The organism is Sphingobacterium corticis (genome assembly GCF_042684745.1).
Taxonomy (GTDB): domain Bacteria; phylum Bacteroidota; class Bacteroidia; order Sphingobacteriales; family Sphingobacteriaceae; genus Sphingobacterium; species Sphingobacterium corticis.
Genome location: NZ_JBHUMA010000004.1, coordinates 657,828 through 680,862 on the forward strand (window position 1 = coordinate 657,828; position 23,035 = coordinate 680,862).

The window sequence follows — 23,035 nt, forward strand, 5'->3', positions numbered from 1 at the left end:
CCACCAATGCGAAAGTAGCTCAGTTGGTAGAGCACGACCTTGCCAAGGTCGGGGTCGCGAGTTCGAATCTCGTCTTTCGCTCCAAAGAAAAGTTCATCAGCAATGATGGACTTTTTTGTTTTAGTATGGATTTGTCTTTGATTTTGTTTCCTATATCTACAAAATCATATCTTCGAAACGCTCTGTTAGAACGAAAACAGTTTGTAACCTAATATTCTGTTTGAAATCAAAAAATGTTGCGATAATCTTTTTTCAAACTTTTCTTGATAAAAGTTTGGCAAAATCAAGACTGCATTCCTTACCGCTATCTTTCCAAAAGAAATCCTAAACAAAAAATAAACTCGCTTTGCTCAGACAGATTTTTGTTCTTAACGGATTTGCTTCCGGCCAGATGGACGCAGCCGGAACGCTAGGTCGGGTTGATTAGCTTTACTAGATGGAACAACGTTTGCTGCACCAGTCACACCGTATCTATCAACTTCTTTACAACCTTACAAAAAGCAAAACCCTCTCCATTCCCGAGCAATGCCGCCTAAGCGGATTGGCGATTGCACGAGGATGCACTACCGCAGTGCCAATACGCTCAGCGGCGAGCTTTTTGTTACTTTTTTTCGGCAAAAAAATAAAGCCCGCGCGGCTCGAGCGCAGCGAGTAAAAATTTGATTACTTAACCAACTGTTTGTGCTTGCGTTTGCTGATTTTGTCTGGGTTTACTGGTTGTGGAACTTTCACGTAATAACCGGTGCCATCGTATTCACGCTTGCGCGGATGCGTTGTACACACTTCCGAACAACAACCTTCCAGTTTCTCACCACAAGCATCACATTGCGTGAAATGTTCATTACAATCCGGGTTTGCACAGTTGATCATCTTCGAAGTAACCGTCCCACAGTTACGACAAGTGGAAACTACGGATGGATTTACTGAATTGACATCAACTGTTACGCGATTATCAAACACATAACATTGGCCTTCGAAATCCTTCCCTCCTGCTTCTTTCCCATATTTGATGATTCCGCCATGCAATTGATACACATCCTCGAAACCTTCTTTCAGCAATAATGCAGAAGCTTTCTCGCATTTGATACCGCCAGTGCAATACGTTAAAATCTTCTTGCCTTTGAATTGCTCTAATTCTTTGATTTTCTCTGGAAATTCACGGAAATTCTCGATGTCCAAGGTTACTGCATTTTTGAACCGCCCCACACTGTGTTCGTAATTAGAACGCACATCCAGCACAACCACATCATCCTGATCTTTCATTTCCATGAAATCCTGTGGTTCCAAATGCTTACCGGTTTGGCGGTTTGGATCGATCATTTTTGGATCGCGCAATCCCGAATGCACAATCTCCGGCTTATATCGGCAGTGCATTTTGATGAAAGATAGCTCTTCCACCTCATCAATTTTAAACTCTGTTTTTGCAAACCTTGGATCAGCGTGCACCGCTTCCATGTATGCTTGGCAGGCTTCCGGCGTACCCGAAACCGTTCCATTCAATCCTTCGTCCGCAACGATAATTCGTCCGACAAGATGAAGCGATTTACAAAAAGATAAGTGATCAGCAGCAAATTTTTCTGCATCTTCGATAGGGCTGTAACAATAGTACAGCAAGGTATTGTATTTTCCCATGAGCATTGATACCGCTGCAAACGGCGTTTAATGAATTGCGCTGCAAAGATACAAAAAAATCTATTCGACCTCTTTCTCCAACTGGAGCAATTCTTCGTAATTCTTGTTCAAACGCTTTAAAAGAATTCCGTACAATACGCGATAATATAAGCGAACAAGAAAGATAAAAAGCCAACCAATGATCGCTATCAGTGCAATGAAAATCGCAACATAGAAAACAATATCCATCGTTCTACGCTCAACGTCCGAAGCAAAAATCTTTTCATGCAATGAGAAAAGTCCAGCGGTAACTATAGAAAAACCGAAAAAGTAAATATTAAACTTAACATAACGTTCTACATGTTCTCTGGTCACAATTATCGACGAAATAAGCGATTTCGCATCTTTCGTACTACGGATGGCGCGAAAGCTTTTGAAGAAATGATAAATAAAATAGAAAATCACAACGTAGAAAACTCCTTCAACAGCGAGCACAAAATATTCCTCGAACGCCGATCGAAATTCCAAATCAGGAAGCACGAAAGACATCAATAAGCCAAATAGAAACTCCAAAATGCTGATCACGAAAATCCATTGTACAATCGAAGATGAACTACGATGCAACATAGATCGGATTTCCTGCGCTTTTATCTGCGGGAAACGATCTTCCTTCTGCCATTGATTCTTTAAGAAATCTAACTCGTCCATTATAATGCTCCTCGTTGACTGAGTATTACTTTTAATTTTGTTTTGATGCGATTCATACGCACGCGCGCATTCACTTCGCTAACGCCAAGCGTTTCCGCTATTTCGGCATAATCCTTATCTTCCAAATACATATATACGAGCGCTTTCTCGATATCGCTCAATTCATGCACCGCCGCATATAAATATTGAAGCTTATCCTCCTGTTCGGAATTATATTCCTCGTACACCATATTATGGATCGCATTATCCCAAGTTACCGTTTCCACTCGCCGCTTCTTCACGCGATAAAGCGAAATCGCCGTATTCAGCGCTACGCGGTATGCCCAAGTCGTAAACTTCGCTTGGCCTTTGAAGCTGGGATACGCTTTCCACAATTGAATCACCATTTCTTGAAACAAATCTTTGTGCGCATCTGCATCCGCTGTGTACAGCTTACAGATTTTATGAAGGATATTTTGATGCTCCTCCAAGAGATACACAAATTGTTGCTCAAACTCCGGATTCATTATATTAGGTTATTTGACGACAATACTACTAGTTTGTTACGAATTGTCCTCACATTTTTTCTAAATTCGTGTAATGGCGAAAACGAAATCTGCATATTTCTGTCAAAGCTGCGGTTACGAATCGCCAAAATGGCTGGGGCAATGTCCTTCTTGTAAACAATGGAATAGTTTCGTGGAAGAAGTGGTTGACAAAGGTGCATCCAAGGTTCCCGAATGGCGAAGCACCGCAAATACCGGAACGCCAAAAAGAGCCAACAAAGCAGCCGTTATACACGAGATTGTTTACAGCGAAGAGAAACGAATTCTGACTCCGGATGCCGAGTTCAACCGTGTTTTAGGTGGAGGAATCGTGCCTGGATCGCTCGTGCTGATTGGCGGGGAACCCGGAATCGGAAAATCGACGTTGATGTTGCAATTAACGCTTTCCATTCCGAAAATTAAGGCGCTATATATTTCCGGTGAGGAAAGTGAGCAGCAGATAAAAATGCGCGCCGAGCGCTTGAATCAGAGCAGCAAGGCGAATTGTTTCATCCTAACGGAAACATCAACCCAAAATATTTTTAAGCAAATTGAATCGGTACAGCCGGATGTGGTCGTGATTGACTCCATACAAACGTTGCACTCGTCGCAAATCGAATCTGCGCCGGGTTCCGTGTCGCAGGTGAAAGAATGTACCGCGGAATTATTGCGCTTCGCGAAAGAAACCGATACGCCCGTACTCATTGTTGGTCACATTACCAAAGATGGCGCAATTGCCGGACCAAAAGTTTTGGAGCACATGGTGGATACCGTATTGCAGTTCGAAGGCGATCGTCACCATGTTTACCGCATCTTGCGCGCGGTGAAAAACCGATTTGGCTCGTCCTCCGAATTAGGCATTTACGAAATGCAAGGCAACGGATTACGCGAAGTTTCGAATCCATCGGAAATCATGCTTTCGCAGCGCGAAGAGCAGATGAGCGGTGTTGGTATCGCCGCTATGCTGGAAGGGATTCGTCCGTTGATGATTGAAGTACAGGCGCTGGTAAGCGTTTCTGCTTATGGCACGCCGCAGCGAAGTTCGACCGGATTTGACACAAAACGTTTGCACATGCTATTAGCCGTTTTAGAAAAACGCTTTGGTTTCCGATTAGGAACGCAAGATGTATTCTTAAATATTGCAGGTGGATTGCGTGTAGAAGATCCAGCAATTGATTTAGCGGTCGTTGCAGCATTAATATCTTCCCAACAAGATATTCCACTTCCAACAACCACCGCTTTTGCCGGAGAAGTGGGTTTATCAGGAGAAATCCGAGCAGTAAATCGCATCGAACAACGCATTGCCGAAGCCGAAAAATTGGGTTTCGATGGCATTTTCATCTCGAAATATAACCTGAAAGGTATCGATCCGAAAAAATACGATATCGCTATTCGGCCAGTGGCAACGTTGGAAGATGTATTCCGAGCTTTGTTTGGATAATTTCTCAAAAATACTCCTTATATTAGGTTTAGTATAAACCTTAACATCCTATAAAAGACATTTTTACTTATGAGAACATCTTCTGGCTCATTTTGGAAAGCCTGCATAACGCCACTCGCATTAGCACTTGCTATCACATCTTGCCAACAAAACACATCAAAAGATAAAACCGTTAACGAGCAACAGGAAAATGTTGATATCGGTGTTTCCGCGAAAGATTTTGAAACAGTTATTGGCGAAGATTCCGTCAAATTATACACAATCGGCAACGGAACGATTACGGCTGCGATTACCAATTATGGTGCGCGCGTGGTCAGTTTATTAGTTCCAGACAGCGCTGGAAATTTGGTCGACGTTGTGCTGGGTTATAAAGATTTGGAAAACTTCCGTAAACCGGGCGAAGGCTTCTACGGCGCGATTGTCGGTCGCTTCGGCAACCGAATCAATAAAGGTCAATTTAGCGTAGATGGAAAGCCGTACCAATTGGAAATCAATGACGGAGAAAATACGTTACACGGTGGAAAAACCGGCTATTACACCAAAGTTTGGGAAGTAACCAAAGTGACTGATGAAAGTCTGGAATTGCATTTATTGTCTCCAGACGGTGATGCAGGTTATCCGGGTGCGTTGGATATTTATGTGACGTATAGCATTACTTCCGACAATGGATTGGATATTGCATACCGCGCAACGACAGACAAGAAGACAGTTGTGAATCTTACCAATCACGCTTATTTCAACTTAAGTGGTGAGGGAGCAGAAACGATCACCGATCATCAGTTGATGGTAAAAGCGGATCATTACACGCCAGTGGATAAAACATTAATTCCAACCGGGGAATTGGCTTCTGTTGAGAATACACCGTTTGATTTCCGCAAAGCGAAAGCAATTGGAAAAGATATTGACGCATCAGATGAGCAGATCAAAATTGGTGGCGGTTATGATCACAACTTTGTGCTGACTAAGAAAGATGGATTAGAACATATCGCCACGGTAAGTAGTCCGAAAACAGGAATTAAAATGGAAATTCTTACGGAGGAACCAGGTTTGCAATTCTATAGCGGCAATTTTATGGAAAATATCCAAAACGCGAAAGGCGGAAAAACTTACGGCCTTCGTTCTGCTTTCTGTCTAGAAACCCAACATTTCCCAGATGCACCAAACCAAGCGAAGTTTCCATCAACGGAATTATCGCCGGGCGATACGTACGCAACGCACAGTACGTATCGATTTAGCACTGTAAAATAAATAAAACAAGAATGGCTTTTCCGATCGGAAAAGCCATTCTTGTTTATAGCGATATTGCTATTATTGCCTAAGGTTGTGGAATAAAATGTAAGAAAGAACTAAACTTGTCCTTATACGTTTCTTGATCTAATTTATAGTAAAAAGCTCCTTTTCTTGAGCCTTCCTTATCCTTATCTGCTTGCTTTACCAGTAAGCCGGTAGAAAGCAACTTTCGCATAAAATTTCGTTTGTCCAACTCCACATTGTACACTTGTTCATAAAGTGCCATAATTTGCGGAATGGTAAATTTCTCCGGCAACAGCTCAAATAAAATAGGATGCAATGCCGCTTTGTAACGCAATTGCTGTTTTGCGGCGCGAACCATCTCGTCGTGGTCAAAGATCAGAGGCGGAACATCTTTTAAGGAAATCCATTCCGCACGATATGCATCGTTGAGCTGCGCTTCATACTCCTTAATATTGATGAGCGCCGAATAAGCAACGCTAATTGCTCGCTCGACTGGGTCGCGCTTTGGCTTGCCAAAAACAGACAACTGTTCCATATATACGTCTTCCAGTCCTGTTAATGTATAAAGCACGCGTGACGCCGCATCATTTGGATCTTCCCCTTCTTGAATAAATCCACCCATCAAACTCCAACTTCCGATTTGCGGCTCCAAGGCCCGCTGTACAACAAGCAACTTTAGCTCGGCGCCATCAAATCCAAAGATGATACAATCTACTGCAACAAGAACACGATGTTTCTCTGCATATTTTGCCATAGCGCTTTTATTACCAGAATTTCACGTATAACGCGCCGACCACCAAAATCGTGATCACAATTAAGATTAACACGGATGGTTCCACTTTGAACATTTTGCGATCGATTTCAAACGCTTTTGGATTTTCTTTCGGACCGAACATACTTAAAATTACCATCAGCATAACAGCAAAGACAAATGCCCAACCCATACAAATCAAGAATGGAATTTCGTATTTCCCCGCCGCATTTTGATAAGCAGTGTATAACCATGTCTCCGGACCAAATACTGCTGGAGCAAACTCGTTGAAGAACACGGACAACAGAAAACCGGAAAGCAAACCAGTAACTGCCGCTGCACCTGTTGTACGCTTCCAGAACATACCTAGCAAGAACATGGCTAAAACTCCTGGACTAACGTAACCTGTATACTTTTGGATAAACGTAAATCCGCCCGCTCCACCAATACCAAGCACGTCGTCCCAAGTAAGCAGTAAAGCTAACAGCATAGAAACCACAATCGCTACTTTACCTACCCAAACCATTTTAGTTTCTGAAGCGTCTTTGTTTAGGTATTTTTTGTAGATATCCAAGGTAAAGATAGTCGCGATACTATTTGCTTTACCAGCTAGCGAAGCCACAATTGCTGCCGTTAACGCTGCTAATGACAAACCTTTCATACCATCCGGCAAGAAGCTCAAAATTGCTGAATAGGCATTATCTGCATGAAACTCACCACCCGGTGCCATTTCTTGTTGCAAAGCACCATTTTTGTACAAAACGTATGCTGCAATTCCCGGCAACATCACCACAATTGGCATCAACAATTTCAAGAATCCGGCGAAAAGAATACCTGTCCTTGCGGTCTTCAAATCAGCACCCAATGCACGTTGCGTGATGTATTGATTACATCCCCAATAGTTCAAATTCACGATCCATTGTCCGGCAAAATACATGGAAATTCCCGGCAACATCAAGTATTTGTTGATATCCTCTTGGCTCGATTCTGCTGTTGGTTTTTCCGGCATCATCTGGAAATGCGTTGGCGAATCTTTCATCATTGCTTTGAAACCCGCTAGCACATCCGCACCTAATCCGAAATGCTCGCTAACCAATGTTAATGCCACATAAGTAGTCGCTAATCCACCAATTAGAAGCACTAAAACCTGAATCACATCCGTAAAACCGATTACTTTCATACCGCCCAATGTAATAATGATAGCGAACACACAGAGCACCGTCATAATCACCTCGAAATTTGCTCCTCCTGCGAAGTTATTTATCGCCATGGCGCCCAAAAACAATATGGAAGTAAGGTTTACCAAAATGTAGAGAAACAACCAAAAGATGGCCATAATTAATGCGGTCGTTTCATTATAACGCACTTTGAGGAATTGCGGCATGGTAAAAATACCATTCTTGTGGTACATCGGAATGAACCAAACCGCTACAATAATCAAGGCAATTGCAGCAATCCATTCGTAAGCAGCTACGGCCATACCGACGGTAAAACCATTCCCGCTCATTCCGATAAATTGTTCAGCAGAAATATTAGAAGCTATCAACGAAGCTCCGATTGCCCACCATGTTAGTGATCCTTCGGCCAAAAAGAAATCTTTTGTTGCCGAGTCACTTTTTGTTTTACGGCGGTAAATCCAATAGCCATAGCCTGCGACGATTACGAAATAAATAAGAAAAACTACGTAATCAATGTTTGAAAATCTTGTCATCTGTTTGATAGAATTGGTTAGATAAAGCGCGCGACTTCCCGTCAAACTCTTTATACAAATATGCTTTTTTTTCGATTAAGTTTATAAAATCAAACGCACGAATGCGCTCGCCTTTTTAAGGTATTCAGATTTAATTGTCCAAATATTAGAAAAAAAAATGTCAAAATGACGTTTATGTTCAAAAACTTTAAAAAAAGGGTAAATAATGGTACTACCGCACAATAAGTGGTTGTAGTAAATATTCAAGACCATTGAGTTTGATCTCGTAAATTGTGGCCAATTGTTGTCCAAGCTTTCCGGCAGGAAAACCTTTGCTATGGTACCACGTCAAATAAGCTTCCGGCAAGTTTCGAAGATAATAGTCCTTGTATTTTCCGAAAGGCATTTTCGCATTTGCAATTTCAAGGAGTAATTGCGGATTTAAGATATTACTCTCTGGTTTTGCCATGTTGCATCCTATAAATTATCAATCGCGCCGCGATTACAAGGTGATTAAAAAAATTGTTGAAAGCGCCGTAATGCTTTTTAAAGATTGCATACCGCTCATCCAAGCTTTGGCGGTGGCGTTTCTGCGACATTCCGCCAACCAAGTATCTAGCCACGAATGCATCCACGTACTGCGTTGTTTTAGCTTGCTTCGCAGCGCGAATCACCCAGTCGATATCAGCGCTTAATTGATAAGTTGTGTCATACGCCGGCGCAATGGATCTACGAACGTAGATCGCTTGATGACAAATGTTCATGCCATAGCGGAATGATTGCCAATCGAAATGCTTTGGCGCTTTGTGGCGACGATTGCCAACAATTTCCCGTTGCTCATTGACCAATTTAGTTTCACCATAAATGATATCCGCGTTGTTTCCGCGTTCGATAATTGTCTGCAAGGTATCCGTCGCAAACAGCGTATCGCCGGAATTGAGGAATAGCACATAATCGCCTGTTGCTTTCACCAGGCCTTTGTTCATCGCGTCGTAAATGCCTTTGTCTTTTTCCGAAATCAATACATCTATGATGCGATCGTATTCGTGGATAACATCGAGGGTACCGTCCGTGGAAGCACCATCCACCACAATGTATTCTATGTTAAGATAGGTTTGCTCCGCTACGGAAGTTAAGGTGTAAGCGATATCCCGAACGTTATTGTAAACGATCGTGATAATCGAAATGGTAGGACTTCCGCTATTTGAATGTGGGTTGTTCGACATGGATTGCATCAAAAGACTTATCGTAATTTGTTTACCGCGAAGCGATATGCGCGTTGAAATAAATTGCCTTTTCGATGTTTGAAGAAATGGCGCAAAGCAACATATCCATTTGGATCTTCCACTATTTCTGTTGGAAATTGGGTAATCGGCATAGATCGAATAGATGTTTCGAACATGGTATTCACACCAGAATGTACACCCGAACCATCGTGTCCGATATTTTCAATTAAGGATTGACTCGGCTCGATCGCTAATCCGCCTTTCAAGAAAACGCTCGCGTACCAACGTACAGCCCAAGAATCCACTTCGCCTTTTTGCTGCTGCAAAATAGTACGCCAAAAATTCATGGTATGATCGAACGTAAAAGCAGCCACCTTTTGCGGATCAAACTGCGCAATAATTTGATCAATATCCGCTTGAAAATGATTCCAAGCGCGCGACCACGTTGCCCACGCCTGACTGGCTACATAACGTGTTACGAATGTTTCGTCTAATTTAGCGCGGTTGAGTTCATACATAAACCCGCCGATATGCATAATCTTTTCTTCGTTCTTGTATCGCGTTAAGGCTTCGTTGAAATATTGCAACGTATGCGGAGCAAAAAGCACATCATCTTCCAATACAATCGCCCGGCCATGTGCTTTCATTACCTGTCCAACGCCATCCATCACATTATTCGCCAAACCCCAATTGCGATCGCGTTCCACCACGTGCACTTCCTTAAACAACCAGTTTTCCCGGATAACATTGCGTACTTCCTTCACGGCTGTTTCTGCGCCAGCATGCTTTGCGCCGTCCGCAAAAATGTACAAAACGCTGTCCGCCGCTCCTACATTTTCCTGCAGAGCCAAAAGCGCTCGCCGGGTATGTTCCGGTCTGTTGTACGCGAAAAGGATAATCGGACTGTTTTCTTCCATGGATAAAATGATTGAATAGACGAAACTCGTAATAAAACGGGGTTTATGCAAATGTGCGCGAAGAATGAACCTTCCTAAATTCAGGCATTTGCTTGTCGCGTTTTTAGTACATCGCTGGTCTTCAATAATAGTTGCCAAGCGATTTTCAAGTAAGCGGAAGTAAAACGTTTTTTATCTGACTTCCGAGGTTTAAAGACTTTCTTAATGGCGGCTAAAACACTAAATGCAAAAGCTTTTGTCACCGGATAGTTGATGTTCGCATATTCGGCAAGGAAATAGATGTATTCGCGCTTGAGAAATACATCATCATGGAGCGCCGTCCTCGTTTGTCGATCGTGATAAGCAATTGCGTCTCGATGAACTAAAAATTTAAGCCCGTGATAATGCAATCTATTGCCATAATCACTGTCTTCCCCATAATGATAGAACAAAGCTGAGAAATGACCTACTTTACGGAGCGTCTGAATGGGAATAAGCCAAAAAGCTGCGTTCACAAATGGCGCACAAAAGATTGTAGTCTGCGGCTGATCCACGTTATTGATATATGCGGCAAAACCTTCATCCAATTGATTTCCGGTTCCATCGTAATGCATCGGCGAAATAATGCCAACTTGATCCGAATCTACATATACATCCATTAATCTGCTTAAGCAATTCCGATCGACCCAAGCATCTTGGTTCATTAGGAATACCGCATCATAATCATTCGCAATTGCATACTCAAAACCAATATTGTTTGCCTTTCCAAAACCTATATTTTCTCGACTTTCCACCAATATTGCCTGTGGATAATCGCGCTTAATGCGAAAAACGGTTTCATCCTTGGAGTCATTATCTACTACCATCACGTCCGTTGGACAATCCGATTGAAATAGGCTATCCAAACAGGTATCTAACCACGGCTCAAAATTGTAGGAAACGACAATGCTTAGCACCTTTCTCATAACTTATTCTGAAAGAATTTTTTAATTTCTAGAAAGGTTTCTTTGTTGAAAAAGTACGTAAGTACTATGTAAACCGCTCCCATCGAAAGAACTGACAAACTTAGTCGTAAAAGTGCAGATGGTAACATGTTGATCCACCAAAAAGTCATCAGGTAACCCGCTAGCGCAATCAGCGCATAGGCGTACACATCTTTCCACAAATAGCGATAGCTATATTGTAGACTTTCCTTACTTAGAAAATACCAAGTGTTTAACCAAATGAAGTTCAACACCGCGAACGACATAACAATGTAGGTAACGCCAGCTTCCTTCAACAAGAAAAACAACGCAATTTGAATCAATCCGAATGCCACCATATTTTTCATGTAGGTATCGGACTTTCCTTTGCTCAATGTGTAATTCGAAAACGCATTGCTCACAATGGCAAATGCGCCACCGAATGCCAGAATCCGTAGGTAATTTCCGCTTTCTGCCCACTCCCCGCCTCCGGCAAGCAGCACAAAATCCGGAGCAATTAACGCCAAGCCGAACATGGATGGGAAAGTGATAAAGGAAATAAACGACAACAATTTGCGAAACACACGAATTCGACGTTCTTCGCCGCTTTGCGATGCTTCTGTCATTAGCGGCTGAATAATCATATTCGAAATGCTGAGTGTAAAACTTTGTACAGTCAGGTTCCAACGATTGGCAGAATTATATTGTCCAACCTGAGCAATCGGCACATACTTCCCAAGAACTGCAGATAAAAAGTTATTGTTCAAGTGAAAGAACACATTGGTGATGATGAGCTTATTGCTGTAAGCCAACATAGGCTTTACGGGCGCCAAGTTAATCTGGAATGATGGCCGAAATGAGGAATAACGCCACGATAACAACACGTAAACCAAACAATAGGAAAGATTTTGCACCACCAAAGCCCAATATCCCCAACCGGCAAATGCTACCGCAATCGCAAGAATTCCGCCTACAAAAACCGCAACGATGTTGGCATTGGCACGTTCTTTAATCCGCAGGTTCCGCGTTAAGTTCGCACTGTGCGCAACGCCAAAACTGCTGATAAAAAAGTTGAGAAAAGATACCTGAGCGAGCAGCGCTAAAGCAGGAATTTCGTAAAAATCGGCAATTACCGGACTAAGCAGAAAAAGGAGCATATAGATAAATGCACCCAAGAAGATGCAAAACCAAAAGACTGCATTGTAATCCGCTTTGGTAACATCCTTTTTAATACTAATTGCACTAACGAACCCGGATTCTGTAAGCGAAGAAGCAATACTGGAAAAAATGGTCAAGATCCCCACCAAACCATAATCTTCCGGACTTAATGTCCGCAATAGTACGATCCCAAATATCAGCCCGAAAACTTGCTGTAAGCCATTCGACAAACCTCCCCAAAGAAAACCTTTTGCAGCTTTTTTCTTTAAGCTTTCTTCCTGTGCAGATATATTTTGATCCATTGCGCAGAGAACTACTGATCGTCGTTAGGCTTCGCCGATTTGGTAAGACCAGCTTTAAAACGTGGCTTAAATCCTGCTGGTTTATTTGTAGGAGTTGCTTCCGTTGCCGGAGCATTTTCGTTTTCCTCGGAAGGTGTTGCTTTTGCTTCTTCCGAAGGCTTGTTTTCTGTGGTTTCGGAAGGTTTGGTAACGCCAGCTTTAAAACGTGGCTTGAATCCTGCGGGTTTGTTCGTAGCAGCTGCTTCCGTTGCCGGAGCATTTTCGTTTTCCTCAGAAGGTGTTGCTTTTGCTTCTTCCGAAGGCTTACTTTCTACGGCTTCTGTAGATTTAGTAACGCCAGCCTTGAAACGAGGTTTAAATCCTGCAGGTTTATTTGTAGCAGTAGCTTCCGTTCCCGGAATATTTGCTGCTTCCTCGGAAGGCAAAGCTTTCGCTTCTTCCGAAGATTTGTTCTCTGCGATTTCTGTAGGTTTGGTAACACCAGCTTTAAAACGTGGCTTGAATCCTGCGGGTTTGTTCGTAGCAGCTGCTTCCGTTGCCGAAGCATTTGATGTTTCTTCGGAAGGTGCAGCTTTCGCTTCTTCGGAAGGCTTACTTTCTACCGTTTCAGCAGGTTTGGTAACGCCACTTCTAAAACGAGGCTTAAATCCTGCAGGTTTACTAGGAGCAGTTACTTCCACTGCCGACTCACTTTTTAGTTCTTCTTCAGGATTTTCAACAGCCGTAACTGGAGTCGCTGATTTGGCTGCTCCTGCTTTGAATCGTGGCTTAAACCCTGCTGGTTTCGTCGCTTCTGTACTTCCTACTGGAACAACTTCCGAAACTGGTTTTACCGGATGATCTGAAACAGGCATTACTTTTTGGGGTGCAGGCGCAGGTTCGCCTTCAGCCAACAAATACGATTTCCGCAATCGGTTGAACCAGAATTTTTTGCTATGATCGAAGCTCTTCTCTCCCATAGCAGCGTAATGTTTAGAAAACTCTGCATACAGGGATGGCTGACCAGCTTGTAAGGCGGTCAGGTCGATTTTTTTCTTCAGAAAGAACTCTTCGAAACTGAGCATAACCAAAAATAACAAAAAATCCCCGCGAATATCATTCGTGGGGATTTTTATATCGGATCAACGATCCTTAGTCCATATTGTGATATACAGCTTGTACATCATCATCTTCCTCAATCTTGTCGATCATTTTCAATACATCGGCAGCTTGCTCCTCGCTCAGCGAAGAATGCGAAAGAGCGATACGCTCTAGTTTTGACGAGGAAACCTCAATCCCTTTTTCTTCCAAAAGCTTTTGCATATTCCCGAAGTCTTCGAATGACGTTTGTACGACCACGACATCGTTTCCTTCTTCATCAGCTTCTACATAAAGCTCTTCCAAACCTCCATCAATCAATTCCAATTCCAATTCTTCGACATCCAAGTCTTCAGCTGCAGGAAAACGGAACACAGAACGACGTTGGAAGATAAAATCCAAAGAACCAGTTTTTCCTAATGAACCACCAGCTTTGGTAAAATAACTACGCACGTTGGCTACCGTACGATTGGTATTATCTGTTGCCGTTTCGATCAACACAGGAACACCATGCGGACCGTAACCTTCATAAACATATTCTTCGTATCCTTTGGCATCTTTTTCCGAAGCACGTTTGATCGCTGCTTCCACGCGATCCTTTGGCATACTTACTGCTTTCGCGTTTTGCATTGCAGTACGAAGGCGAGAGTTATTTTCGGGATGCGGACCGCCTTCTTTAACCGCCATAACGATCTCTTTCCCTAAACGCGTGAACTGAACCGCCATTTTGGCCCAGCGTTTAAATTTTCTTTCTTTTCTAAATTCGAAAGCTCTACCCATGGTTATATAGTCGATTTAAGATTTTCAATCATGTCTTTTGTCATCGCTTCCAGATCGAAAGATGGATTCCATCCCCAATCTTTGCGCGCGTAATCATCCTCAATACGCTTTGGCCAAGAATCTGCAATAGCTTGTCTTGGATCATTATCGGAGTATGATATTTCAAAATTAGGGAGAATTTTTTGTATTTCTTTGGCGATATCCGTTGGAGTAAAACTCATTCCAGCCAAGTTGTAGCTCGAGCGAATGGTTAACTGCTCTGCCGGCGCATCCATTAATTCCAACGTTCCGCGAACGGCATCCGGCATATAAAGCATAGGAAGTTCTGTATTTTCAGACAAGAAACTTGTATATGCGCCCTGACGCAACGCTTCAAAATAAATATGTACCGCATAATCCGTTGTACCACCTCCTGGTTCGGTTTTCCAAGAAATGATTCCCGGATAACGAATGCTGCGGATATCCAATCCATAACGTTTGTGATAATATTCGCAAAGGCGCTCACCAGCCAATTTACTGATGCCATAAATACTGTTGGGATCCATCACGCAATATTGCGGCGTATCGATTTTCGGTGAGTTCGGTCCAAAAACGGCAATCGAACTTGGCCAAAAGATTTTCTGAATTCCCAATTCTACGGCTAAATCCAGCACATTCAAAAGGCCGTTCATGTTTAAATCCCATGCTTTTTGTGGATACTGCTCGCCCGTAGCGGACAACATCGCTGCCAAAAGATATACTTGTGTCGGTTTGTATTGTTCAAAAAGGCTTTTCAATTTGTCTTTATCCAGCACATTGGCCAATTCAAAAACTTCCTCTTCCGCTAAACTTTTTGGTTCTCTAATATCTGATGTGATGATATTCGGAGCGCCAAATTTAGTGCGCAGCGCAGCGGCTAATTCTGAGCCAATCTGTCCATTAGCTCCAAGTATAATAATACGTTCTTCCATGTTGCAGTTCGTTATCCTGTCTTTTTTCAGTAAAACTGATATAAAGTGTGTTGTAAATGGATATTTCGGTGCAAATATAGTTTTTTTCGCCCCTTTCTTAAAACCACAGCGCGACCACCTTCCCATTTCTTTTATCTGCGGAGCGCAAAGTTTTCTTTAAACACCTTGCGCGTTCCTAAATGATTATACATCTCAAGCCAAGCGATGTAAATGCCCGATTTAACATTTTGCTCCTTATCGTTCTTTCCATCCCATCCAATTTTGCCAACATGACCGACGCTTTGATTCCGTAACAGGTGACGAACAACGCGACCTTTATCGTCGTAAATACGTACATTCAACATTGCATTCTCTTCTATAAAATCATAATGAATAAACCAAGGCGATCGATCAACATGATAGGTACGACTAGAAAGAAACATCCTGTTTTCCGTGATTGTACCAGCGCGCAATTGAGAGTTTTCATAACCCGGAGTAGCGCCTTCGCTAAAAGTCGATGCGGAGTGGAAATTTCCAATCTCGTTGGTCGACTTATCCGGTGATTTTCGCTCTAAAGAAATTCCACGCTCGTCGCGAAGCAAAGGCTGATGCATGGATTCGTTATAATACAAACTATCCATCAATTGCTCACCGTTATACAAAGTCACAATCCCCTGTTTACTATTATACGAAGGCAAACTTTTCAGCTCAATCGCATTTTCCATCATCGCACTTGGATAAGCTGCGGATAACTTTTCGATGTCGGTGGTTATTACACTATATGATTTAGGGCGGAGAAATAATGGATTAAAAGTCAATAAGCGATTTCCCAAGCGCCATCCTTGAAGATTCACAATTTGATCGGAACGATTGTAGATCTCGACAAAACGCGGCACGTCAGACTTTGGGTTAAACAATATTTCATTAATTACCACATCGTTAAAAAGCAAACGCGATTGCCATAAAATCGGAGTTGTGAGTTCCACTGACTGGTCACAAAATGCACCTTGAATAACAAGCTGATAAGGCACACCGGAAGAAACGGAAGTATTCGGTTTTAATAACAGCATATTACCATCTGCATCTGTGGATAGCGTGATGGTTTCATCACCGTAATTTAGCGAAGCTTGATTTATGGTCAACATGCCCTCGATATCTATATTTAAGGTCAATCGAATAAGCTCATCCTCCAATTGCACATCTTTTATTTCCAATTTGGGTTTACGCTCCGCGTTATGAACGCTATTCTGCTTACCTGGTGTTCCTCCTTGATCATCCACGGATTCCGCCCAAGCATGCTTCGGATTACATCCGAAAAGTGGATTTATGCGTTCCAAACTCCAGCCGCCGCGCCGCTTTTCCGCACTATCGAACCAGCTACTTTTGTAGGCAATCTCATCCACCGAACCCAACTCGTCATGCGACAAGCATAATCTCCCGCCAGCATTACTCATACTCGGCCATCCCTGCAAGCCAATAGTATTTCCGTAAGGTTCTAAGCGATGTGCATCAGAGGCGGACGAAATAATTACGTACTGCTTGGCCGGCAGGAAAAGATCTGGCATCGCGAAAGACCGATTGTTATAATAAAAAGTATAATCGCTGAGCTGAATGGCCACATCGGAAGGATTATACAATTCCACCCATTCGTGCGACGGGAGCTTGCCACCTGCCGGGTTCGTCATAACTTCATTGATAATCGGATGACGCGAAGTATAATATTCTGTCAACGCATTCTCCATCTTACATCCAACAAGAAAACACAAGTTACAGCTAAGCAGGATGGTTATCAGCCACTTCATAATTGGAGAATTTTAGGTTTAACAGACACTTACCTTATCTTCATTCCGAAAATTTGAGTAAGTTTGAAATTGATTAGTTATCAAAAATAATTAATTAGGTTAATTTATTTTATCTAAAAGAAAAATTTATTTATGAAAGTTGCAGTAGTTGGCGCAACAGGACTTGTTGGGTCAGAAATGTTGGCAGTATTAGCGGAAAGAAACTTCCCCGTTACAGAATTAATCCCCGTAGCTTCAGAAAGAAGTAAGGGTAAAGAGATTGATTTTAAGGGTAAGAAGTACAAGGTGGTTACTGCTAAGGAAGCTATTGCACTGAAACCTGATGTAGCGATTTTCTCGGCTGGCGGTTCTACTTCGACGGAATTTGCCCCGCAGTTCGCGGAAGCTGGAATTACTGTAATCGATAATTCTTCAGCATGGCGCATGGATCCAACCAAGAAATTAGTCGTTCCAGAAGTAAATGGTGATCTATTGACTGCAGAAGACAAAATTATCGCTAATCCGAATTGTTCGACGATTCAGATGGTTGTGGTAATGAAACCTTTGCACGAAAAATATAATATCAAACGCGTTGTCGTATCTACGTACCAATCCGTAACAGGAACCGGTGTAGCGGCAGTAAAGCAGTTGAATGATGAGCGTGCTGGCATTGATGGCGAAAAAGCATATCCGCACCAAATCGACTTGAACGTAATTCCTCAAATCGATGTATTCCAAGAGAATGGTTATACGAAAGAGGAAATGAAAATGATCAAGGAAACGAACAAAATCATGCGTGACGACAACATCAAAGTTACAGCTACAACGGTTCGTATTCCCGTAATCGGTGGGCACTCAGAAGCGTTGAATATCGAATTCACGAACGAATTTGAATTGAACGATGTACGCGCAGCATTGGAAGCTCAAGAAGGAGTTATCGTGGTAGATAATCCAGCGAAATTGGAATACCCAATGCCGAAGGATGCACACGGAAAAGATGAAGTTTTTGTTGGCCGTATTCGTCGTGATGAATCCCAAGAGAAAACCTTGAATCTTTGGGTTGTTGCCGACAACTTACGTAAAGGAGCAGCAACTAATGCGGTTCAGATCGCCGAATTGCTCCACAAAAAGCAATTGATCGGATAATAAAAATACAATTTGATTAGCTGGATGCTTACAGTCTTGATCCAGCTAATTTTAAAAAGTAATTCCATAAAAAAATCCGTTTGACGTTTGTCAAACGGATTTTTTTATGGAATGAATCAGCAATCTTAACGATTGCTGATTGTGTGTTATTCTTATCTAACAGGAACGAACTTCAATGTTTCATCGAAGAAGTTTTCTCTTCCTGTACCATTAGAACCGGTAGTGATGAAACCGTTGTTTCCGATAGCGAATCCAACTGCTTTCTCACGAGCACCGCTTCCTTGAATTGCTTGGTGTTGACCAGTCCAAGTATCGCTAGCAGGATCATATTTCCAAACATTTGCGATTAAGCCAGCAGAACCTCTACCACTTACTAAGTAACCTTGTCCGCCGATCACGAATGCAGAAGCATTAGAACGTCTAACATCATACGTATTATCTGCGTCGCTACGATTCAAGTTTCTCAACGGTGTCCATGTTGTTCCGTCGAATGACAAGAAATCTTCTGGCAATTGGTTGTTTGTACGACCACCACCAACATACGCTTTGTTTCCAATTACGAATGCAAAAGCACCAGATCTTTTCCAACCGAATTGTGTCTGAATTCGCTCCCAAGTGTTGCTTGAAGGATTGTAACGGTACATATCATCAAAGGTTTTTCCAGTAGCCGTTTCACCCAAACCTACATAACCTACACCGCCCAACGAAAATGCAACCGCACCGAAACGCGCCTCGCCCGGGAAATCAGCAATTTTTGTCCAAGTATTGTTTGCCGAGTTATAACGGTAGAAATCTTTCAATGCTGAAGTACCATCGTAACCAGTACCTACGTAACCAGCACCTTCAATCGCAAAACCAACCGCACGGTGGCGTGGCGTTCCGATGAATGTAGCCGCTGTATCCCATTGAGAACCGTCGAATGATTGTGCATCATTTAAAATGGCACGCGTAGCGGTATAACCACCTACAACATATGCTTTGTCATTAATCACAAAAGAGGCTGCTCCTTCTCTTGGATCATCAGAGAATACTGTTGCTCTAGTCCATTCTGTTGGTCCAGTATCTGTAGTAGTCCCCGTCTCATCATCATCCTTAGAACAGGATTGGAATGATGTTATCGCAATCGCACCAACTAAAAGTAATGCTAGCCAGTTTTTCTTCTTCATATGACTAATTGAATTTTGTGTATAAGATGTTTAATTTAATTTTAGGTTTGTTGTCTTCGTTAGCTATCACTAAAGAATTTGCCGTACCTACCAAAGTAGATGGAGGCAAAGATAATATTAATGTTTGCGGACCTGTGCTTTCGCTATTCAGCGTGCGCACATATTGAATCAGGTTGAACGTATATTTCGGATTCATCCCTGTATTATTTCCTTCCACAAAAACGCCCGTTTGAATTTCATTACTATTTGCTGCTGCAAATGGAGAACGAATGAAATCCAGCGCCACGTTGCTCGTATTCGCTAAATACAATACCGGCGCATCTTGCTCTTTTGGCAAAGGAAACATCAGTTCCTGTCTCGCATTCACTTCAACCTCCAGTTCCATTTTGTTCACGGCCAAACCCGGTGTTTGCAAGAATTCGCGAAGCGAAGGAATGTCAATACGTACGGAAGCTCCCGTTCCCGCTTGGATCAATCCGACGCCATTCGTTTGTGATCCGGCAACCGGACTACCAACAGCTAAAGACTGAAATGTTGTTCCTCTTCTATCTGCACTAAATTTATTGTATTTCAAGTTGTAGTTACGAATAACCAAATTCTTCTGCGCATTAGTACGCAAACCACCTTCACCAATGTACGAATAGTGAATAGCTGCTTGGATCGTATCGTTGTAAGCAATTACGCTTGTATTGGCAGAATCAGGCATGATCGCAAAACCGTGCATATAATCCGTAAAGTTTGCTGAAGAAGAAACGCGGCTATCGCCGGATTTCATCTTATCGAACAAATCCTTTCCGAAAGCATCTTGCAAACGAATCGCTAAACGTTGACGTGCACCCGGTCTTGGAAGGTACGTCAACTCACCTAAAGGAGCTTCTTGCGTTTGAAAAGTTTGCTGTCCGAAAATAGCTGGCGTTTGCACGTAGAAAGGAATCTCTACGTTGTTGATTCCGCCAGCTTGCAAGGTAGTCGTCTGCAAACGCTCGGCCAAGCGGTGCGCACGAATAACGTGTGGTTTCGTGGTATCGCCCTGCACGTGCAAACGCGTATGTGTGCGCAGAATCAATTCTATAGAATCGAAACGTGCATCCTCGGGAATATCGTTAAATGTATAATTCTCAGGCTCCACCTGAAAGTAAGGTGCAACGCTAAATGAACCTACACCATCGCGATTGTATTTACCCAATAAAATTGCTCCAGCGCCCGAAGTTGGAATGTGCCCCAAATTGACGTTGGTGATATAAGCGGAAAGTGAATCGACCGATGCTAAACTCAACGCATCAACGTTATCATTATTCAATGCGATGGCCATGTCTTTTTCACAACTCGACATCAAAATACTCGTTCCGAAAAATACGAACCCGACGGCAATAGAAATAAGGTGTTTCAGCATAAATACTAATGAATTGCAAATGTAACCGAAGCCTACTGTTAATCAGTGTTATATTTTGTTAAAAATCAACAATTACGCATGCGTTGCAAAGCTACTAAATTAAATTTGCTTTCGTTATGTTTAAAAGCCACAAAATCCTAGCTCTACTGATCGTTATCGTGATCTCAGGCATCCTTACGGTGCTCTGCTTTTGGTTATTTAAAAGCTACGAGGATCATCGAGAATTAACGTTCGCAAAAGCGGATCAAGCGTTGGTAGCTACATTAAACGATTACTATAATGAGCATCCGCCAGTAAACGTAACTACTCCAAACAACTCGCAAAGGAACTTAGCCGACATTATCCATCGTGCTTATCCTAACGTCGCTGTCGATAGTTTATACGCGTGGATGGAGCAAAACGCTACACGTCGACAAGATAGTATGCGCCGTAAGTTTCAGGACTTTTACCGCGGTGCGCCGAAAGAAAGAAATGGTCGCAGAAGATCTCGCGATTTCAACCAATGGATGTTTCAAAACCAAAACCTGCAGTTGTCTGAAGCTGTTCTTGATTCACTGACAAAAGAATACGTGCAGGAACTCGCATTTAAAGGCGTTCGACTTTCCAACGTACGCTTGTCGGTGGAAAAAATCGAACGCGGACGTGAATTTTGGAGGCGTGCCGCGATGCATAAAAAGCAATACGATACCCGCCCGATATTAATAAATACAGAAAATGATTTGTACCTATTTGCTACGCTTCCGCAAGTTTGGAAGTTTATCATAAAAAGCATGTTCGGGCAAATTGCTTTTTCTTTTGTGCTACTCGCTGCGTTGGTAATCACGTTTATCGCTTTATTTAAAACGATTCGTAAACAAAACAAGTTAGCCATCTTGCAACGATCGTTCGTCACAAACATGACGCACGAGTTAAAAACGCCGCTATCCACGGTAAGTGCCGCAGTAGAAGCGCTCCAAAATACAAAGACTAAAGAGAATCCGGAACGACAAGATCGCTACCTAAATATTTCTAAACGTGAATTGGAGCACTTAAGTCAAATGGTTGAGCATGTTTTGCAGTTTAATGGCCGCGGACTTACTTTATCCAAACAGGAAATCGATTTGGTTCCGCTGGTTCGTGAACTTTCGGAATCTTTCACCTTGATCGGCACGCGTAATATCGTCATCCAGTTAGATGCGGTATCAGCAAGTTGCCAATTGCAAGGCGACCCCGCACATTTACGCAACATGCTATCCAACTTGATCGACAACGCCATTAAATATAACTATTCGGAAAAGCCGACTATCAATCTCCGACTGAGCGAAGCGAGTAATTTTGTGCAGATCGAAGTGAGCGACAACGGCATTGGGATTCCAAAAATATACCAGAAGGATATTTACGAACTTTTTTTCCGCGTTCCGAACGGAGAATTATACATAGTAAAGGGCTTTGGATTGGGGCTGACCTATGTCAAACAGGTTGTAGAGCAACACAAAGGAAGCATTACGGTGGAAAGTGAAGAAGGAAAAGGAAGTACGTTTACCATTAAACTTCCAAAGTCCTAAGCAGTCATTACTTGTGCATTTATGTTGAAAGTTTTATATGTAGAAGATGAATTGAGCCTTGCCATGATCGTGGAGGATAGCTTAATTGAATATGGTTTTGAGGTTAAACATGCCGTAAATGGACAAGATGCGTTGCAGGTGCTGAAGAAATTTAAACCGCATGTGATGGTGCTGGATGTGATGATGCCGATCATGGATGGATTTACTCTGGCTACAGAAATCCGGAAAATCGACGCGCAAACACCTATTTTATTCCTGACGGCCATGACGCAGACAGAAGATGTTGTGAAAGGTTTTCAGTTGGGCGCCAACGATTATATCCGTAAACCTTTTAAAATTGAGGAGTTGATTGTGCGCATAGAAGCAGCACATCGATCGACCAACCATCGGCAAGAACAGCAACATTATGAAATCGGGCAATACAAATTGGACGCGCAGCGATTTACTTTGAGCCACGGCGAACAAATGGAAAAACTTTCCTTCCGCGAAGCGGAACTGCTACGAAGATTATTCGAACGAAAAGATCAGGTCGTTCCTCGTGAAGAAATTATCCGAACCTATTGGGGAGACGACACCTATTTTACCGGAAGAAGCTTGGATGTTTTCATCAGTCGCATTCGCAAATACCTATCCAAGGATGAGCGCATTAAGATCACAAACATTCGTGGTGTTGGCTATCGATTAACCATCGAATAA

The 23,035-nt window shown here is 42.6% G+C and carries 21 protein-coding genes and 1 tRNA gene; 6 read left to right on the forward strand and 16 right to left on the reverse strand.

Annotated features, from left to right (window positions below; all coding sequences use genetic code 11):
* Window positions 1–8 precede the first annotated feature (8 nt).
* Window positions 9–84 (forward strand) — tRNA-Gly (locus tag ACFSQ3_RS04155).
* 579 nt (window positions 85–663) lie between these two features.
* Here the strand turns inward: ACFSQ3_RS04155 and trhO are convergent.
* The 3 genes from trhO to ACFSQ3_RS04170 are packed head-to-tail and all read right to left on the reverse strand — an operon-like array spanning window position 664 to window position 2,825.
* A complete protein-coding gene (trhO, locus tag ACFSQ3_RS04160; protein WP_380867775.1) occupies window positions 664–1,632 on the reverse strand; it encodes an oxygen-dependent tRNA uridine(34) hydroxylase TrhO in 969 nt (322 codons plus the stop codon).
* Between the two features lie 60 nt (window positions 1,633–1,692).
* Window positions 1,693–2,319, reverse strand: coding sequence for a hypothetical protein (locus ACFSQ3_RS04165; protein ID WP_380867777.1), 627 nt, complete (start codon window positions 2,317–2,319; stop codon window positions 1,693–1,695).
* The gene (locus tag ACFSQ3_RS04170) at window positions 2,319–2,825 is read right to left on the reverse strand and encodes an RNA polymerase sigma factor (protein ID WP_380867778.1); all 507 of its coding nucleotides are present in this window, start codon (window positions 2,823–2,825) and stop codon (window positions 2,319–2,321) included. The genes ACFSQ3_RS04165 and ACFSQ3_RS04170 overlap by 1 nt, the downstream gene beginning before the upstream one ends.
* Before the next feature lie 73 nt (window positions 2,826–2,898).
* Between ACFSQ3_RS04170 and radA the strand changes: the two genes are divergently transcribed.
* The gene (gene radA, locus ACFSQ3_RS04175; protein WP_380867780.1) at window positions 2,899–4,284 is read left to right on the forward strand and encodes a DNA repair protein RadA; all 1,386 of its coding nucleotides are present in this window, start codon (window positions 2,899–2,901) and stop codon (window positions 4,282–4,284) included.
* Window positions 4,285–4,353: 69 nt separating this feature from the next.
* Window positions 4,354–5,532 carry an aldose epimerase family protein gene (locus ACFSQ3_RS04180; protein WP_380867782.1) on the forward strand — a complete coding sequence of 393 codons (1,179 nt, stop codon included), beginning with the start codon at window positions 4,354–4,356 and terminating at the stop codon, window positions 5,530–5,532.
* 67 nt (window positions 5,533–5,599) lie between these two features.
* On the opposite strand, the gene ACFSQ3_RS04185 is transcribed toward ACFSQ3_RS04180, so the two are convergent.
* The 11 genes from ACFSQ3_RS04185 to ACFSQ3_RS04235 all read right to left on the reverse strand — a co-directional run bounded on the left by ACFSQ3_RS04185 (window position 5,600) and on the right by ACFSQ3_RS04235 (window position 17,111).
* Entirely contained in the window at window positions 5,600–6,292 is a 693-nt protein-coding gene (locus ACFSQ3_RS04185; RefSeq protein ID WP_380867785.1) for an NUDIX hydrolase, read from the reverse strand.
* A 10-nt stretch (window positions 6,293–6,302) separates the two neighbouring features.
* Window positions 6,303–8,000: a sodium:solute symporter family transporter gene (locus ACFSQ3_RS04190; RefSeq protein ID WP_380867787.1), complete on the reverse strand. Its 1,698-nt coding sequence runs from the start codon at window positions 7,998–8,000 to the stop codon at window positions 6,303–6,305.
* 211 nt (window positions 8,001–8,211) lie between these two features.
* Window positions 8,212–8,448: a DUF3820 family protein gene (locus ACFSQ3_RS04195; protein ID WP_380867789.1), complete on the reverse strand. Its 237-nt coding sequence runs from the start codon at window positions 8,446–8,448 to the stop codon at window positions 8,212–8,214.
* Window positions 8,429–9,205 (reverse strand): glycosyltransferase family 2 protein, encoded by a 777-nt coding sequence (locus ACFSQ3_RS04200; RefSeq protein WP_380867791.1) that lies wholly within the window; start codon window positions 9,203–9,205, stop codon window positions 8,429–8,431. The genes ACFSQ3_RS04195 and ACFSQ3_RS04200 overlap by 20 nt, the downstream gene beginning before the upstream one ends.
* A 17-nt stretch (window positions 9,206–9,222) precedes the next feature.
* Window positions 9,223–10,122 (reverse strand): glycosyltransferase, encoded by a 900-nt coding sequence (locus ACFSQ3_RS04205; protein ID WP_380867794.1) that lies wholly within the window; start codon window positions 10,120–10,122, stop codon window positions 9,223–9,225.
* Window positions 10,123–10,202: 80 nt separating this feature from the next.
* Complete coding sequence (locus ACFSQ3_RS04210) at window positions 10,203–11,066, reverse strand: glycosyltransferase (RefSeq protein ID WP_380867795.1); 864 nt, start codon at window positions 11,064–11,066, stop codon at window positions 10,203–10,205.
* Window positions 11,063–12,523, reverse strand: coding sequence for a lipopolysaccharide biosynthesis protein (locus ACFSQ3_RS04215; protein WP_380867797.1), 1,461 nt, complete (start codon window positions 12,521–12,523; stop codon window positions 11,063–11,065). Before ACFSQ3_RS04215 ends, ACFSQ3_RS04210 begins: the two co-directional genes overlap by 4 nt.
* A gap of 11 nt (window positions 12,524–12,534) precedes the next feature.
* Window positions 12,535–13,587 (reverse strand): hypothetical protein, encoded by a 1,053-nt coding sequence (locus ACFSQ3_RS04220; RefSeq protein ID WP_380867798.1) that lies wholly within the window; start codon window positions 13,585–13,587, stop codon window positions 12,535–12,537.
* A gap of 67 nt (window positions 13,588–13,654) precedes the next feature.
* Window positions 13,655–14,380 (reverse strand): YebC/PmpR family DNA-binding transcriptional regulator, encoded by a 726-nt coding sequence (locus tag ACFSQ3_RS04225; protein ID WP_380867800.1) that lies wholly within the window; start codon window positions 14,378–14,380, stop codon window positions 13,655–13,657.
* A gap of 2 nt (window positions 14,381–14,382) precedes the next feature.
* Entirely contained in the window at window positions 14,383–15,330 is a 948-nt protein-coding gene (locus tag ACFSQ3_RS04230; protein WP_380867802.1) for an NAD-dependent epimerase/dehydratase family protein, read from the reverse strand.
* A 131-nt stretch (window positions 15,331–15,461) separates the two neighbouring features.
* Entirely contained in the window at window positions 15,462–17,111 is a 1,650-nt protein-coding gene (locus ACFSQ3_RS04235; RefSeq protein WP_380867804.1) for a lamin tail domain-containing protein, read from the reverse strand.
* Between the two features lie 132 nt (window positions 17,112–17,243).
* Between ACFSQ3_RS04235 and ACFSQ3_RS04240 the strand changes: the two genes are divergently transcribed.
* Window positions 17,244–18,236 carry an aspartate-semialdehyde dehydrogenase gene (locus ACFSQ3_RS04240; protein ID WP_380867807.1) on the forward strand — a complete coding sequence of 331 codons (993 nt, stop codon included), beginning with the start codon at window positions 17,244–17,246 and terminating at the stop codon, window positions 18,234–18,236.
* 152 nt (window positions 18,237–18,388) lie between these two features.
* Here ACFSQ3_RS04240 and ACFSQ3_RS04245 read toward each other — a convergent pair whose 3' ends face one another.
* Window positions 18,389–19,402 carry a Kelch repeat-containing protein gene (locus ACFSQ3_RS04245; RefSeq protein WP_380867810.1) on the reverse strand — a complete coding sequence of 338 codons (1,014 nt, stop codon included), beginning with the start codon at window positions 19,400–19,402 and terminating at the stop codon, window positions 18,389–18,391.
* Window positions 19,403–19,406: 4 nt separating this feature from the next.
* A complete protein-coding gene (locus ACFSQ3_RS04250; protein ID WP_380867812.1) occupies window positions 19,407–20,795 on the reverse strand; it encodes a hypothetical protein in 1,389 nt (462 codons plus the stop codon).
* A gap of 116 nt (window positions 20,796–20,911) precedes the next feature.
* Here ACFSQ3_RS04250 and ACFSQ3_RS04255 point away from each other — a divergent pair, with 116 nt between their 5' ends.
* Window positions 20,912–22,339: a sensor histidine kinase gene (locus ACFSQ3_RS04255; RefSeq protein WP_380867814.1), complete on the forward strand. Its 1,428-nt coding sequence runs from the start codon at window positions 20,912–20,914 to the stop codon at window positions 22,337–22,339.
* Window positions 22,340–22,360: 21 nt separating this feature from the next.
* The gene (locus tag ACFSQ3_RS04260) at window positions 22,361–23,035 is read left to right on the forward strand and encodes a response regulator transcription factor (RefSeq protein WP_380867817.1); all 675 of its coding nucleotides are present in this window, start codon (window positions 22,361–22,363) and stop codon (window positions 23,033–23,035) included.

What these genes read in the sequence shown, in the direction of transcription:
- ACFSQ3_RS04240 (WP_380867807.1), top strand. Translation starts at nt 17,244, where the DNA reads ATGAAAGTTGCAGTAGTTGGCGCAACAGGACTTGTTGGGTCAGAAATG.
- ACFSQ3_RS04210 (WP_380867795.1), bottom strand. Translation starts at nt 11,066, where the DNA reads ATGAGAAAGGTGCTAAGCATTGTCGTTTCCTACAATTTTGAGCCGTGG.
- ACFSQ3_RS04215 (WP_380867797.1), bottom strand. Translation starts at nt 12,523, where the DNA reads ATGGATCAAAATATATCTGCACAGGAAGAAAGCTTAAAGAAAAAAGCT.
- ACFSQ3_RS04185 (WP_380867785.1), bottom strand. Translation starts at nt 6,292, where the DNA reads ATGGCAAAATATGCAGAGAAACATCGTGTTCTTGTTGCAGTAGATTGT.
- ACFSQ3_RS04250 (WP_380867812.1), bottom strand. Translation starts at nt 20,795, where the DNA reads ATGCTGAAACACCTTATTTCTATTGCCGTCGGGTTCGTATTTTTCGGA.
- ACFSQ3_RS04220 (WP_380867798.1), bottom strand. Translation starts at nt 13,587, where the DNA reads ATGCTCAGTTTCGAAGAGTTCTTTCTGAAGAAAAAAATCGACCTGACC.
- ACFSQ3_RS04180 (WP_380867782.1), top strand. Translation starts at nt 4,354, where the DNA reads ATGAGAACATCTTCTGGCTCATTTTGGAAAGCCTGCATAACGCCACTC.
- ACFSQ3_RS04200 (WP_380867791.1), bottom strand. Translation starts at nt 9,205, where the DNA reads ATGTCGAACAACCCACATTCAAATAGCGGAAGTCCTACCATTTCGATT.
- ACFSQ3_RS04245 (WP_380867810.1), bottom strand. Translation starts at nt 19,402, where the DNA reads ATGAAGAAGAAAAACTGGCTAGCATTACTTTTAGTTGGTGCGATTGCG.
- ACFSQ3_RS04225 (WP_380867800.1), bottom strand. Translation starts at nt 14,380, where the DNA reads ATGGGTAGAGCTTTCGAATTTAGAAAAGAAAGAAAATTTAAACGCTGG.
- ACFSQ3_RS04165 (WP_380867777.1), bottom strand. Translation starts at nt 2,319, where the DNA reads ATGGACGAGTTAGATTTCTTAAAGAATCAATGGCAGAAGGAAGATCGT.
- ACFSQ3_RS04260 (WP_380867817.1), top strand. Translation starts at nt 22,361, where the DNA reads ATGTTGAAAGTTTTATATGTAGAAGATGAATTGAGCCTTGCCATGATC.
- ACFSQ3_RS04235 (WP_380867804.1), bottom strand. Translation starts at nt 17,111, where the DNA reads ATGAAGTGGCTGATAACCATCCTGCTTAGCTGTAACTTGTGTTTTCTT.
- ACFSQ3_RS04255 (WP_380867814.1), top strand. Translation starts at nt 20,912, where the DNA reads ATGTTTAAAAGCCACAAAATCCTAGCTCTACTGATCGTTATCGTGATC.
- radA (WP_380867780.1), top strand. Translation starts at nt 2,899, where the DNA reads ATGGCGAAAACGAAATCTGCATATTTCTGTCAAAGCTGCGGTTACGAA.
- ACFSQ3_RS04170 (WP_380867778.1), bottom strand. Translation starts at nt 2,825, where the DNA reads ATGAATCCGGAGTTTGAGCAACAATTTGTGTATCTCTTGGAGGAGCAT.
- ACFSQ3_RS04190 (WP_380867787.1), bottom strand. Translation starts at nt 8,000, where the DNA reads ATGACAAGATTTTCAAACATTGATTACGTAGTTTTTCTTATTTATTTC.
- ACFSQ3_RS04205 (WP_380867794.1), bottom strand. Translation starts at nt 10,122, where the DNA reads ATGGAAGAAAACAGTCCGATTATCCTTTTCGCGTACAACAGACCGGAA.
- ACFSQ3_RS04195 (WP_380867789.1), bottom strand. Translation starts at nt 8,448, where the DNA reads ATGGCAAAACCAGAGAGTAATATCTTAAATCCGCAATTACTCCTTGAA.
- trhO (WP_380867775.1), bottom strand. Translation starts at nt 1,632, where the DNA reads ATGGGAAAATACAATACCTTGCTGTACTATTGTTACAGCCCTATCGAA.
- ACFSQ3_RS04230 (WP_380867802.1), bottom strand. Translation starts at nt 15,330, where the DNA reads ATGGAAGAACGTATTATTATACTTGGAGCTAATGGACAGATTGGCTCA.